The 12,512-nt window shown below is 69.5% G+C and carries 14 protein-coding genes and 1 pseudogene; 3 read left to right on the top strand and 12 right to left on the bottom strand.

Annotated elements, in window-relative coordinates; genetic code table 11:
- Positions 1 to 584, bottom strand: a 584-nt coding sequence (locus ACTWQJ_RS32950; RefSeq protein WP_443310171.1) for a TetR/AcrR family transcriptional regulator, incomplete at its 3' end; no start/stop codon positions are given.
- Positions 585 to 705: 121 nt separating this feature from the next.
- Here ACTWQJ_RS32950 and ACTWQJ_RS32945 point away from each other — a divergent pair.
- The 3 genes and pseudogenes from ACTWQJ_RS32945 to ACTWQJ_RS32935 all read left to right on the top strand — a co-directional run bounded on the left by ACTWQJ_RS32945 (position 706) and on the right by ACTWQJ_RS32935 (position 3,540).
- Entirely contained in the window at positions 706 to 1,632 is a 927-nt protein-coding gene (locus ACTWQJ_RS32945; RefSeq protein ID WP_443310170.1) for an NmrA/HSCARG family protein, read from the top strand.
- The gene (locus ACTWQJ_RS32940; protein ID WP_443310169.1) at positions 1,629 to 2,510 is read left to right on the top strand and encodes a TIGR03620 family F420-dependent LLM class oxidoreductase; all 882 of its coding nucleotides are present in this window, start codon (positions 1,629 to 1,631) and stop codon (positions 2,508 to 2,510) included. Before ACTWQJ_RS32945 ends, ACTWQJ_RS32940 begins: the two co-directional genes overlap by 4 nt.
- A 179-nt stretch (positions 2,511 to 2,689) precedes the next feature.
- Positions 2,690 to 3,540, top strand: a pseudogene (locus tag ACTWQJ_RS32935) (IS5 family transposase).
- Positions 3,541 to 3,852: 312 nt separating this feature from the next.
- Here the strand turns inward: ACTWQJ_RS32935 and ACTWQJ_RS32930 are convergent.
- From ACTWQJ_RS32930 to ACTWQJ_RS32880, 11 genes are all read right to left on the bottom strand, one after another.
- Positions 3,853 to 4,479 carry an OmpA family protein gene (locus ACTWQJ_RS32930; protein WP_443310168.1) on the bottom strand — a complete coding sequence of 209 codons (627 nt, stop codon included), beginning with the start codon at positions 4,477 to 4,479 and terminating at the stop codon, positions 3,853 to 3,855.
- Positions 4,480 to 4,487: 8 nt separating this feature from the next.
- Positions 4,488 to 5,069, bottom strand: a complete 582-nt coding sequence (locus ACTWQJ_RS32925) for a hypothetical protein (RefSeq protein ID WP_443310167.1) — start codon at positions 5,067 to 5,069, stop codon at positions 4,488 to 4,490.
- 33 nt (positions 5,070 to 5,102) lie between these two features.
- Complete coding sequence (locus ACTWQJ_RS32920) at positions 5,103 to 5,699, bottom strand: pilus assembly protein TadG-related protein (protein WP_443310166.1); 597 nt, start codon at positions 5,697 to 5,699, stop codon at positions 5,103 to 5,105.
- Entirely contained in the window at positions 5,699 to 5,896 is a 198-nt protein-coding gene (locus ACTWQJ_RS32915) for a Flp family type IVb pilin (protein WP_443310165.1), read from the bottom strand. The genes ACTWQJ_RS32920 and ACTWQJ_RS32915 overlap by 1 nt, the downstream gene beginning before the upstream one ends.
- A gap of 151 nt (positions 5,897 to 6,047) precedes the next feature.
- Entirely contained in the window at positions 6,048 to 6,983 is a 936-nt protein-coding gene (locus ACTWQJ_RS32910) for a response regulator (protein ID WP_443310164.1), read from the bottom strand.
- Between the two features lie 44 nt (positions 6,984 to 7,027).
- Entirely contained in the window at positions 7,028 to 8,587 is a 1,560-nt protein-coding gene (locus tag ACTWQJ_RS32905) for a sensor histidine kinase (RefSeq protein WP_443310163.1), read from the bottom strand.
- A 5-nt stretch (positions 8,588 to 8,592) separates the two neighbouring features.
- Positions 8,593 to 9,480, bottom strand: a complete 888-nt coding sequence (locus tag ACTWQJ_RS32900) for a DUF5936 domain-containing protein (protein WP_443310162.1) — start codon at positions 9,478 to 9,480, stop codon at positions 8,593 to 8,595.
- A gap of 18 nt (positions 9,481 to 9,498) precedes the next feature.
- Complete coding sequence (locus ACTWQJ_RS32895) at positions 9,499 to 10,443, bottom strand: type II secretion system F family protein (RefSeq protein ID WP_443310161.1); 945 nt, start codon at positions 10,441 to 10,443, stop codon at positions 9,499 to 9,501.
- A 15-nt stretch (positions 10,444 to 10,458) separates the two neighbouring features.
- Positions 10,459 to 11,796 (bottom strand): CpaF family protein, encoded by a 1,338-nt coding sequence (locus tag ACTWQJ_RS32890; protein ID WP_443310160.1) that lies wholly within the window; start codon positions 11,794 to 11,796, stop codon positions 10,459 to 10,461.
- Positions 11,797 to 11,812: 16 nt separating this feature from the next.
- Entirely contained in the window at positions 11,813 to 12,169 is a 357-nt protein-coding gene (locus ACTWQJ_RS32885; RefSeq protein WP_443310159.1) for a TadE/TadG family type IV pilus assembly protein, read from the bottom strand.
- Position 12,170: 1 nt separating this feature from the next.
- A partial coding sequence (locus ACTWQJ_RS32880) for a pilus assembly protein (protein WP_443310158.1) occupies positions 12,171 to 12,512 on the bottom strand: 342 nt, incomplete at its 5' end.

Raw genomic sequence — 12,512 nt, 5'->3', positions numbered from 1 at the left:
CGCGTGCGTACCCCGTCGATGGCGAGGGCGAGCAGTTGGTCGGCCTCGGTCGCACCGTCGGATTCCTGCTCGGTGGCCTGGGAGATGGCGCTGACGAGTTTGAGCAGCTGTGTGGTGGTGATCTCGTGGCGTACGGCGTGCACCTGGCGAGCGCGCATGAGGAGTTCGTCACCGGCGTTGACGATCATCGTGTGACAGGTGTCTCCCAGCGTCGGGTCGCCGTCGCGGGCGCCGCGCATCAGTGATGCCCCTAGGCCCCGGTTGGCTACGGCGTGTGCGCTGACGGCGCGGAGCCAGGTGACGAGCGCGGCTCCTGGGTCGGGGTCGGAGAGCAGGTCGCGCGCTGTGGCGCAGAGAGCCTCCACCCGGCCTTTGAAGACGGCCTCCAGGAGCATCTGCCGGGAGGGGAAGTGCCGGTGCAGGGTGGCCGAGCCGACCCCGGCGCGGCGGGCGATCTCCTCGAGAGAGGCTTCGGCGCCGTGTTCGGCGATGACGCTCTCGGCGGCGGCCACGATCCGGTCGTAGTTGCGGCGTGCATCGGCGCGCATCGGCTGGGGAGGCGGGACAGCGGTGTCCTTGGGCACGGGAGCTCCTGACGGCTTGCTAACTGGGGTGGCCCTCCATATCGTATCGAGCGGTAACCGGAGGGCCACCCCAGTTATGGGGTGCGGCCCTTTGTTGGCATGGACGAGATGAGGAGAGACCGTGGAACCGACAGGGAAGGCCGTCGTCGTGGTGGGGGCGACCGGCCTGCAGGGCCGGGCGGTGACACGGCACCTGCTCAACAGCGGCTGGCAGGTACGCGCTCTCACCCGCGACCCGAACGGGGCACCGGCCAGGGAACTGGCGAGCGTCGGCGCGCAGATCGTGCGCGCCGAGATGGAAGACGTCGCTTCCTTGATCGCCGCGGCCAAAGGCGCCTACGGCATGTTCAGCGTCCAGCCCACGGTCGGCTCCCCCGGCACCGCGCCGGACTTCTGCGCCGAGGACGAGGTCCGCTGGGGGATGAAGGTCGCCGAGGCCGCACACGCCGCGGGCGTCGCGCACTTCGTCTTCACCTCGGTCGCTGGCGCGGACCGCCACGGCAGCGAGGCACTGCCGCAGAACCTGATCAGCAAGTGGCGGATCGAGCAGCACATCGCCGGCCTTGGCCTGCCCGCGACGATTCTGCGGCCAGTCTCGTTCATGGAGAACTTCACCGGCGGATACGCGCTGCAAGGTGGGGCGTTGGCCACCGCTCTCGCGCCCGACACTCCTCAGCAGATCATGGCCGTGGACGACGTCGGCTTCGTCACCGCGCTGGCGTTCTCCCGACCTCAGGAGTGGATCGGCCGGGCGATCACGCTGGCCGCGGACGAACTCACGCCGGTTCAGATCGCTGCGGCCATCTCGCGTGCACTGGGGCACCCGCTGCCCTACGTCCGGATCCCGATCGAAGTGATCCGGGCCCTCAGCGAGGACTTCGCGTTCGCCAACGAGTGGCTCAACGAACGCGGCTACCGCGCGGACATCCCCGCCACGCGCCGGATCCACCCCGGGGCGATGGACTTGCGCACCTGGCTGGAGCGCACCGGCGCAGCCCAGATCGCCGCCTTCCTGGCCGCACAGCGCGCCGCAGAGCAGCACGCGTGAACGCCCGGGGGCCCGACCTCGGACGCGTTGGGATCTGGGCGGGTGACCTCGACAACCACCCTGCGGCCGGCGTCCGCGAGGCCGCGGCCGCGATCGAGGACCTCGGCTACGGCACCCTGTGGTTCCCGGAGACAACGGGGCGGGAGGCCATGGCGCAGGCCGCGATCCTGTTGTCGGCCACCCGGCGGATCACCGTGGCCGCGGGCATGGCCGACATCTACGCGCGCGACGCGGTGACGACCGCCGCCGCCCAGCGCACCCTGGAGGAGGCGTTCCCCGGGCGATTCCTGCTCGGGTTGTGGGAGAGCCACCCCAGCATCGCCGAGGATGTTCGTGGCCACCGCTTCAGCCTCCCACCGGCCGCGATGCGCTCCTACCTCGACGCGCTGGACGCCGCCCCGTTCGGGCCACCCGCCACAACGGCCTCGCCGCACCGCGTGCTCGCGGCCCTGGACCCCGGCATGCTCGCCCTCGCCACCGAACGCGCCTGGGGCGCGAACGTGTTGGGCATGCCCGTCGAGCACACCCGCACCGCCAGGGCCGTACTCGGACCCGACGCGCTCCTGGCCGTCACCCAACTGTGCGTGGTGGGCCCCGACCGCTCCCACACTGCCGAACTGGCCCGCACCACGGCCGCGGCGGCCCTGCCCAACCGCCGCACTCTGCTGCACGACCTGGGATACGAGGACGCGGATACGCTCGGCGACCGGCTCGTCGACGCGCTCGTGGCCCACGGCCATGCCGGGGACATCGCCCGCCGGGTCCAAGAACACCTTGACGCCGGAGCCGACCACGTCAGCCTCCACCTCCTCACCGCCACATCCCGAACCCCGCCCAAGCGGCAGTGGGAGCAACTCGCCGCGCATCTCCTGGCCTGATCCCCCACGCCCGTGCAGGGATGCGGCAAGAGCGCCGCTCCCACGCAGATAGGCCGATGCCGACGGCGTTCCACCCCGGTCAAAGGATCGCTCCGCGACATACCCAGCATGTCAATTTGATGCGCAGGCACGGCCCGGGTGTCCGCTGTACGTGCCGCCGCGCCCATACCGGAGGGGCCGTGCCTGTCATGCCGTCATCCCTGTTCGAGCCTCTTTGGGAGCAGTTTTCGGCGCTATTGCCCAAGCGACCCGAGTCCGACCCTACGCATCCGCTGGGCTGTCACCGCCGACGCGTGCCCGACAAGACCGTATTTCGTCTGGTTGTTGAGGCGCTGGTGCACGGCTCCGGTTATGAGCGGGTCGCCACCGTCGGGTGTTCGGACTGGACCATCCGAGACCGGGTCAAGCACTGGCCAGTCTGGGGCTGGCGCAGGAACTGCACCGCATCGCGCTGGCCGCCTACGACAAGATGATCGGCCTGGACCTGTCCGAGCTGTCCGCCGACGGCTATCACACCAAGGCCCCTTGCAAAGGCGACAAGGCCGGGCCGTCGCCGGTCGACCGTGGCAAGCAGGGTCTCAAGCGTTCGACTCTGGTCGACGGCGGCGGGATACCGATCGGCCTGGTATCAGCCGGGGCCAACCAGCACGACTCCGTCCTGCTCGAACCGACCATCGAAGCGGCCAGGCATCAGATCGGGCACTTACCCACTGACGCCACCGTGCATCTTGATTCCGCCTACGACGGCAAGCCCAGCCGCCGGGTTCTGGATGAGCAGGGCCTCACTGGCGAGATCGCCCGCAAGGGCGTGCCCGCCCCGATCCAAGCCGGCAAACGGTGGGTGGTCGAACGCACCCAATCCTGGATGAATGGCTACGGAAAGATCCTGCGCTGCTTCGAGCGAGAGGGCCGAGTAGTCGACTTCTACCTCTACCTTGCCGCTGCATTCGTCACCGTTCGCGCGCTGATTCGGCGAGCCAGAGACCTCTACCGGTGGCCGAACCGCCCAACCGCACGCCGCCTGAGATGACCTCTATCCTCGGTCGCTCTAAGCCTGTCCGCGTGCCGCCGAGCCGCTGACGCGCCCCCAACCCCGGCCAGCCGCACAGCCCACCCGCATGGCCGGCCGACCTGGGGCACCCGCCTTTCCGGGCCGCTCGCTCGCTTCTCACCCGTGCTGGAACGGACGGGGTCAAGGGTCGGCCGAAGGCCGATCGCCGTCAGGCGACGCGCAGCGCCCTTGAGGCGGGCCGTGGAAGCACGACACTGGCCAAGAAGCGGGCGGCCCCGACGGTCACGTGTAAGCACCGGTCCCGCCGAGGCACTCCCGGCGGGGGCTCGCTCAGCTCTCCGTGCGTGGGAAGGAGACCTCGACCCGGCGGTTCTTCTTGCGGCCGGCCTCCGTCGAGTTGTCGGCGATGGGGTACTGCTCTCCGTAGCCCCGTACCTCGAAGGTGATGTCGGGGTCGTTCAGTTCCCCGTCCAGGACGTCGTGTACGGCGTTGGCGCGCTGCCTGGACAGGACGTCTACGTGGGCCGACGAACCGAGGTTGTCGGTGAAGCCGAAGACGCGGACCTTCGTCGCGTTCTGCGTCTTGATCTCCTCCGCGATCGCCGCGATACGGGACTTCGCCTCGCCGCTGAGCTTCGCGCTGTCCTTGCCGAACAGCACCTCGGCCTGCAGGGCGAACTTCACATCCGCGTTGGTGTCCTCGCGGCGTTCGTCTCCGCTCTGGTCCTCTACGACCTGCTTGATGTCGAGGACTTTCGGCTCGGCGAGGGTGGCGCCCTCGGGGATCTTGAGGTCGGGGTCGTTGGCGTCGACTTCGACCGGGGCGGCGGCGGTGGCCTCGGTGCCGGGCGGCACGCTGGGGCCGTCATCGGCGTGGGCCGTCGCGGCACCGTAGAGGTTCGTGGCGACCATCGCTGAGGCGGCCGTGAGGACGATGGTGAGGCGGGTGTTGGTCATGGTGGGCCTCACCCGGAGATCGTGATGGTGCCGCTGGAGAACGTCGGCAGCTGGAAGGTGACTTCGGCCGTGTCGGACGGCGGAGCCGGGAACTGCATGAAGACGGCCACCGATTCACCCGACTTGAGCAAGGAGAAGCCAGTCGTCGTGAGCGGACGACCGTCCGTGTCACGCAGCACGTAGTAACGCTTCTTCCCCTGACTGTCGACCAGGGTCGCACCACCAAGTGAGGTGCCGTGCGCCCGGATTTCCGTCTCGGTTCCCCTCACGGCGGCGGGCACGGTCACCTGGTCTGCGCCGTCGTTCTTCAGATTGCCGCTCACCGTGACGAAGCCCCCGGCGTCGCGCTGAGCAGAGGTGATTTGAAGAAGCAGGCCATCCGAGCCCTTCAACTCCGCCAACGGCTCCTCGGCCTGATCGTCCTGAGCACTCGGCTGGGAGCCGCTTTCCTTGGAGGCAGACGCCGAACTATCCGGCTTCTTGTCCTCGCCGCCACCGCCGCCGCAGCCGGCCACACCGAGGGCCAGACCGGCCGCAACGGTCAACGCGACCATCCCCCTGCGGGCCTTCGTAGTGAACCGAATGCTCATGACTCCGTTTCCTTCATCCTCGTCGTTCGCTTGTCAGTCGGCCAGATGAACGTCGAAGAGATCCTCTGGTCCCGGGAGCTCGAGGAGTCTCTTCGGGTCCAGGACCCAGTCCCTGTCCTTGCAGGTGAGCCTCGGCAGCACGTCGCCGCCAGCCCCCTCACCCGGGAGCTCGAAGGTGCAGCGTGGCTCGATGACGGCCGTGGCGGATGCCCGCGCGTACTTGTCCTCCGTACCGGGCACGATGGTGTCGCCTACGGGCTCGTTGGTCTCAACTTCGACCTTGTAGCCCAGGAAGCCCTCCGGCACGCACTCCAGCACTCGGGCGCCGTTCTGTGCCGCGAGCTGATCTGCGCGCCCGCACGATGGGTCAAGCCCATCCACGTTGCCGTCGAAGATGTCCTGCCAAAGGCTCGGGTCCAGCACGTTCTTCAGCCACAGCCCCGCAAGCTGGTCCCGCCTGTCCTGGGCCGCTGCGAGCGCTGCGGCGTCCGCCCCCGTCTGGGCCTCGTTCCGAGTCGCCGCGGCCTGGCCGACCGCAAGATACGCGAACGCGAGAAAGAGCAGGCCCGCCACCACCGTGATGTAGATGGGGAAGGCCTGCCCTGCGTCGCCGTACCTACGGGGCCGCATCAGCCGCCGGTGACCTCGCCGATCTTGGTCGTGATCGCAGTGAAGATCGTGTCGCCGATCTCCGTACCAGTAATCGCCAGCACGATCGCCACAACCACCGCAATGATCCCCAGGTACTCCACCGCGGTCTGCCCCTTGTCGTTGCGGGCGGCGCGGGCCTGGAAGTACGTGACCGTGGTGTTGATCCAGTTGCTCATGGTGTTCCCCTCCGGTATCGGCTTCGGTGCCGGTTGCGATACCGGAAACGTACGGCGGGACACCCCTCCCGCCAGAGGGCCCCTGGGCCCAATCACGGGCCCAACCCGAGGCCCATCGCTGCTTGTTCGTCCCCCCACTGGTCACCGCAGGTCACCCCAGTCCCCGCTGTGAGCCGGGGGCCGTACCCAGCCACTTGGCGGCGGCTTCGGAGCGGCTTGTGCTGTGGAGCTTGGCGAAGATGCGGTTGATGTGGTTCTTGACCGTCTTCTCGCTGATGAAGCAGGTGGCGGCGATCTGTTGGTTGTTCATGCCGGATGCGATGAGGTCCATGATCTCCGCCTCCCTCGTGCTGAGTTGGAACCTTGCCCGGTACGACGACGACTGTGCCATATCCGGTTGCAGCTGCGAAAGGTTTTCTGGAGAAATAGGCGGTGCAGGTGCGTGACTGAGAGAGGAACTTCCAGTTCGCACCGCGACTTCGGGGTTTGCAGTCGCATTCGACCTGCCCAGGCCGTCGGGGAGTGGCGGTTCGCCGAGCGTGCCGCTTTGTTCCTGCCGGAGTTGTGCCAGGAGCGCGCCTGCTGCTGTGGGGGTGAAGTGGGGCCTGCCCTGCTTGATGTCCCGTACCGCTGCGACCAGTTGGTCTGCTGTGAACTCGCCGTGGACCAGGTAGCCGCCCGCTCCCCGGCGCAGGGCCTCCTGGACGATTTCCGACTCGCGGCTGTAGGTGAGCATGACGACCGGGGCCAGGCGTACGAGGTACGGGAGGGCCGAGATGCCATCCACGCCGGGCATGCGGACGTCCAGGAGGACCACGTCGGGGTGGTGGGCCTGGGCCGCGTCGTAGGCCTCGCGGCCGTCGGCGGCCTCCGCCACGACCGTGATGTCCTCGCGGCCGGAGAGGAGGGCGGTCAGGCCGGCGCGGACCACCGGGTTGTCGTCGGCAACGACCACGCGGAGGGGGGGTGTTGGAGGGGGTGGCGGGAAGTCGGCGAACGGGGTCTGGGGCGAGGGCGTCGGCGCGGGTGGGGGTGGGGACGGCGGCGGCGAGCCGGGATGGGGCAGGTGGGGCTGGGTGTCCGGCATCGTTCGGCCTCCTTTCTGGTTCTGGTCGTGGGGCGGAGCGGCGGTCAGGCTGGGGGTGTGCTCAGGGCTGCGAGCGGGAGGTCCAGGCGTACTTCCGTGCCGCGGGGGTGGGTGCCGCGGCCGATGCGGATGCGGGCGCCCACCGAGGCGGCGCGTTCGACCATGCCGACCAGGCCGAAGTGGCCTGCGCGGCGGAGTTGTTCGAGGGTGGTGCCGGGGGGCAGGCCGCGGCCGTCGTCGTAGACGGTGATGCGGAGCAGGTCGCCGTGTACGCCTGCCGTTACGTCGACCCGGGTGGGCACCGCGTGGCGGTGGGCGTTCTCCATCGCCTCCGATGCGATCGTGAGGAGTTGGCGTGCCACGGCCGGGGGGACGGGGGGCACCGCGTGTTCGCCGGTGGGGCGGTAGGTGGCCGCGAGGCCGGTGCGGGTGGTGAAGTCTCGGGTGCGGGCGGCGAGTTCGACGAGTACGTCCGTGCCGTGGTCGGGGTCCGACTCGCGGCGCAGGTCGGTGAGGAGTTCGCGGGATTCTGCGGCGGCTCGGCGGGCGGAGCGGGCGACCAGTTCCGCCTGTTGTTTGACCAAGCGTGGGTCCAATTTGCCGGCCGAGCCTGCCAGGCCGTCGGCCGCCAGGGCCACGCCGTGGAGGGTCTTGGCGACGGAGTCGTGGAGTTCGCGGGCCAGGCGGGCGCGTTCTGCGGCCACCGCCTCCGTGACGGCCAGGCGGGCCTGGACCGTGGTCAGGGCGTGGGTGGCCTCGCCGAAGCGGAGCATCAGGTTGCGCAGGGTCGAGCCGACCGCGCCTGCGATGACGCAGAGGCCGGGGAGGAGGAGGGTTTCGGCGGGGGTGGCGTCCGGGGTGTCCGTGAGGGTGGCGTGGACGACGACGAGGATCAGCGACTGGAGGGACGCGAAGACTGCGGCGCCTCGCCAGCTGTAGACGAGGCCGGCGAGGAGGGGGGTGCAGACGCTGACGTAGGCGAGGGTGGTGTCGGGGCCTGCGGAGATCAGGGGGAGGGAGCCGAGGAGGGTGTCCAGGGCGAGGAGGGAGGGGTGGCGGAGGAGGAGGGGGCCGAAGCGTTCCCAGTCTCTGAAGAGGACGTAGGACGCCATGAAGGTGACTACTACGGCTGCGCCCACCAGGTACGCGCCCACGCCCGGGTTGGCGTTCAGGAGAGCGGCGGGGGCGGCCAGGGCGATCATGGCCAGGCGGAAGCCGAATACCTGCCGGCACATTGCTTGTAGGGCGTTGATTTGGATGGAGGGTGCGGGTGTGTGGGGGGGCACCCGGCCTTCGGCCGGGTTTGGGTTCCCACCCGCACCACCCGTGCGGCCATCGTGGTCAGGTGCGGGTGGCCCCTGTGGGGGCTGAGCGCCATTGGCGGCTGTCCCGCCGCTCGGGGGTGACGCCGGCAGCCCCGGCGTATCCGCCCGCACCCACCCCGCCGGCAACGCCGGCGTAACCGACGTCACCGGGATGTCCGGTGCCCCCGACCGCACATGCGCCGGCAACACCGTCCCCGTGGGCGGCGTTGTGATCTCAGGCAGTTTGGGGCGGCGGCGCAGAAGGCCCGTGCCCTCCTTCATCGTCGGCGGTGTCGTCATGGTCGTCACTCACCTGTGATCGAGCCGAAGTCCGTACCGGAGCCGAGCAGCAGGCCCGCGCCGAGGAGGAGCATCGTCGCCGGGACCATGAACGTCGTGATCATCATGGTGGCCTTGGGGACGGCGCGGGCCGCCTTGCGGCGGGCGTTCTGGGCGTCCGTGCGGCGCATGTCCTTGGCCAGGGACACCAGCGTGTCGACGATCGGCGCGCCCAGTTCCTCCCCCTGCTGCAACGCGGTGACGAACATCGCGACCTGCTCGGAGTCGTTCCTGCGTCGGAGCTCGGCGAAGGCCTGGCGGCGGCTCATGCCGAGGTCCATCTGGCGGAGGGTGATGCGGATCTCATCGGCCCAGGGGCCCTCGTAGCGGGAGGAGACCCGGTCGAGGGCCTGACGGAAGCCGAGGCCGGCGCTCACCACGACGGCGAGGACGTCGAGGAAGTCCGGCAGGGTCCGTTCGATCACGTCCTTGCGGAGCCGGATCGCCGACCAGATGCCGACCTCCGTCCAGAACGCGCCGAACGCGAACAGGAGCAGCGCCATGAACACGTTGCCCTGGAGCAGGAACACCAGGCCGCCGAGGCCGCCCAGGAAGCCGTAGACCGCCCGCCGCGCCGCATACCGGTCGATCGTCAGGCCGCCGGGGTTGCCCGCCAGGTCGATCCTGCGGCGGTACTTGGCGACCTGCTTGGGGCCCATCATGCGCAATACGGCGGGCGCGTACCGCATGCCCAGGCGGTCGACCAGCGAGTCCACCGCGCCCGTGCGGGTCGAGCCGACCTCCAGGGCGAGGGCGAGGTCGCCGGGCAGTTTCGCCTCCGCCCGGTACATCCGGATGCCGGCGAAGACGCCCCAGACGCTGAGGCCCATGAGCAGTGCGAGCAGAAGTGCCATGAGGTACCCCTCCGCCTCTCAGACGTCGATTCGGGACATACGGCGGATCAGGACGAAGCCGACGGCGTAGAGGGCGAACGCGATGATCACGCATGCCTGGCCGACCGGGGAGGCCGTCATACGGTCGAGGGCTCCGTCCTTGACGCCGTTCATCAGGAAGAGCGAGCCGACGCCCATCACCGGGACCGCGTACGACGTCATGCTGACCTGGGAGAGCTGAGTGCGGATCTCCCGTCGGGTCTCCTTGCGTTCCTCCAGCGTCTCGGTCAGGTTCCTGAGCGCGCTGACGACCTGGCCGCCCGCCCGGTTGGAGAGCACCAGGGTGGTGACCAGGACAACCAGTTCGCGGGACGGGAGGCGGTCGGCCAGTTCGCCCAGGGCGTCGTCCATCGATGCGCCGACCGCCAACTGGTTGGCCACTTTGGCCAGTTCCTCGCCCGCGGGTGCCTCCAGTTCCTCCGCGGCCATGCCGATCGCGGTGCGCAGGGCGAGGCCGGCCTGGGTGGCGTTGGCCAGGATGCGGGCCAGTTCGGGGAGTTGGTTGATGAACTTCTCGATGCGTTTCTGCCGCTGCCAGTTGAGGAACTGCAGCGCCACCCAGATGCCCAGCAGTCCGGCGATCGGGCCGAAGAAGGGGGCCAGGGTGGCCTGGCCGATCAGCCACAGACCCGCGACCGTGGCGAGCATCGCCGCGAAGAACTCGCCCGGTGTCACGTCCAGGCCGGTCGCGGCCAGCCGCAGCTCCAGTTTCCGGCCCAGTTTGGTGCGGCGCAGGCGGCGGTCCAGGGTCGGGAAGTGGCGCCGGCGGCCCACCACCGGGATCTGGCCGGTGGACGACAGGCGGTCGACCAGTGCCTGGCGCTGAGCCTTTCCCGTGGCGTAGGCGTGCAGTCCGGCCACGGCGAGGACGCAGGTCAGCAGGGTGATGCCGGTGGTGAGCGAGACAAGGGTCTGGAGTTCCATGGGGACGGTTCCTGCCTACCTGGCTTCTCGGGTGGCTAGCTGGTCTGCGGACTGGGCTACGCCGAAGGCCTGGGGTATGGGCTGGCTCGCCATGTAGAGGCGGTCGGCGGTGCGGCGGGTGAGCGGGAAGTACTCGAAGGATCCGTAGATGCGGCCGTCGGCGGCCATGGGCTGGGCGTTGAAGCGGGCGACGGTGGCCAGCCGGTAGGGCTCGCTGCCGTGGCTGTCGAGCAGCGCGATCTCGGTGACCCGGCGGGCGCCGTCGGCGAACCGGGTGAGCTGGACGATCACGTCGACGGCGCTGTTGATCTGGTCGTGCAGGGCGACGAAGGGGATTTCGACGTCGGACATGGAGGCCAGGGTCTGGAGCCTCATCAGGGCGTCCTCCGCGCTGTTGGCGTGGACCGTGGCCAGCGAGCCGTCGTGGCCGGTCGACATCGCCTGGAGCATGTCCAGCGACTCGCCGCCGCGGACCTCACCGACGACGATCCGGTCGGGGCGCATCCGCAGCGAGTTGCGGACCAGGTCGCGGATCGTCACCTGGCCCTGGCCCTCGACGTTCGGCGGACGCGACTCGAGCCGGATGACGTGCTGCTGCTGGAGCTGGAGTTCGGCGGAGTCCTCGATGGTGATGATGCGTTCGGTCTCGGGGATAAGGCCGGAGAGGGCGTTGAGCAGGGTCGTCTTTCCGGTGCCGGTCGCCCCGGACACGATGATGTTGAACCGCGCCTGCACCAGACCTGCCAGCAGGTACAGCATGTGCTCGTCCAGCGAGCCGAAGCCGATGAGTTCCTGGAGGGTGAAGGAGCGGGGGAAGCGGCGGATGGTGAGGGTGGCGCCGGTGAGGGACAGCGGCGGGATGATGACGTTGACGCGTTCGCCGGACGGGAGGCGGGCGTCGACCATGGGATTCGACTCGTCCACGCGGCGGTTGACGGTCGAGACGATCCGCTCGATGGTCTGCATCAGCTGCTCGTTGGAGGCGAACCGCAGCGGCAGTTGCTCCACCCGGCCGCCGCGCTCGACGAAGATCGCGTCCGGGCCGTTCACCATGATCTCGGTGATCGACGCGTCCTCCAGCAGGGGCTCCAGGATGCCGAGTCCCAGCGCCTCGTCGACGACCCTCCGGATCAGCTGGGAGCGCTCGACGGTCGACAGCACCGGGCCCTCACGGCTGATGATGTGTCCGAGCACCCGCTCCAGCCGCGCCCTGCGCTCGGCCGCCGCGAGGGAACTCATCTCCGCGAGGTCGATCTCCTCCAGGAGTTTGGCGCGGTACGAGGCGACCAGGTGGCCGTCCTCGCCCCGGGTGCCGTTCTCCTCGGGGGAGTTGATCCGTGCCCGCAGGCTCATCGCCGTGCTCCCTGTTTCAGTGGTCGATCGGCATCGTGGCGGTCTTGTTCGCGTCGCCGAAGTCCCAGCCGGGGACGATCGACGGGATGTCGACGGTGGCGGTGACCTCGACCTCGTCGCCGAGCTCAGCGCTCGAACAGTCGGTCCCGTCGGCCAGCCAGCCGCTGACCGCGTTCTGGCAGTCCTGCACGTACGGCCCGTTCAGCGAGGCGCTGCGCGCGCCGGTGCGGGCGGCCGTGCCGGCCTGCTGCCCCGTGTAGGCGATCAGTCCGATCTGTACGGCGGCCATGGCGACGAGGATCAGGATCGGGATGAACCCGAGGTACTCGAGGGCGACCTGGCCGCGGTCGCGAGTGTTCCGCCGGTACGCCATCTCAGCCCACCTCCTCCACGACGGCCCCCGCATGCCCGTCGACGCCCGGAAAGGGGAACCCGACCGAGCCGGGGAAGAGGACCGGCACGTCGAGGTGGACGTCGGCCGTGACCAGACCACCGCTCTCGCCGCAGTCCACGCTTGCGCCCCCCTCCCACGCGTCCGGCAGATGCCGGCGCCCCGCCTCCTCGCAGGCGGCCTGACGGTCGACCGCCGCCGTCCCCGCCCGTACCGCCTCGTCCGCAGCGTTCCCCGCAAGCGTGAACGTGTACCCCACGAGCACGAACTGCCACAGCAGTACCAGCGTCAGAATGATCAGCGGGGTCATGCCGAGGAACTCGAT

Source organism: Streptomyces sp. KR55, assembly GCF_052245645.1.
Classification (GTDB): domain Bacteria; phylum Actinomycetota; class Actinomycetes; order Streptomycetales; family Streptomycetaceae; genus Streptomyces; species Streptomyces flavusporus.
Note: the sequence above shows the minus strand (reverse complement) of the source record. Positions and strands in the feature narration are given on the sequence as shown.

What these genes read in the sequence shown, in the direction of transcription:
- ACTWQJ_RS32930 (WP_443310168.1), bottom strand. Translation starts at nt 4,479, where the DNA reads ATGACCAACACCCGCCTCACCATCGTCCTCACGGCCGCCTCAGCGATG.
- ACTWQJ_RS32925 (WP_443310167.1), bottom strand. Translation starts at nt 5,069, where the DNA reads ATGAGCATTCGGTTCACTACGAAGGCCCGCAGGGGGATGGTCGCGTTG.
- ACTWQJ_RS32920 (WP_443310166.1), bottom strand. Translation starts at nt 5,699, where the DNA reads ATGCGGCCCCGTAGGTACGGCGACGCAGGGCAGGCCTTCCCCATCTAC.
- ACTWQJ_RS32915 (WP_443310165.1), bottom strand. Translation starts at nt 5,896, where the DNA reads ATGAGCAACTGGATCAACACCACGGTCACGTACTTCCAGGCCCGCGCC.
- ACTWQJ_RS32910 (WP_443310164.1), bottom strand. Translation starts at nt 6,983, where the DNA reads ATGCCGGACACCCAGCCCCACCTGCCCCATCCCGGCTCGCCGCCGCCG.
- ACTWQJ_RS32905 (WP_443310163.1), bottom strand. Translation starts at nt 8,587, where the DNA reads ATGACGACACCGCCGACGATGAAGGAGGGCACGGGCCTTCTGCGCCGC.
- ACTWQJ_RS32900 (WP_443310162.1), bottom strand. Translation starts at nt 9,480, where the DNA reads ATGGCACTTCTGCTCGCACTGCTCATGGGCCTCAGCGTCTGGGGCGTC.
- ACTWQJ_RS32895 (WP_443310161.1), bottom strand. Translation starts at nt 10,443, where the DNA reads ATGGAACTCCAGACCCTTGTCTCGCTCACCACCGGCATCACCCTGCTG.
- ACTWQJ_RS32890 (WP_443310160.1), bottom strand. Translation starts at nt 11,796, where the DNA reads ATGAGCCTGCGGGCACGGATCAACTCCCCCGAGGAGAACGGCACCCGG.
- ACTWQJ_RS32885 (WP_443310159.1), bottom strand. Translation starts at nt 12,169, where the DNA reads ATGGCGTACCGGCGGAACACTCGCGACCGCGGCCAGGTCGCCCTCGAG.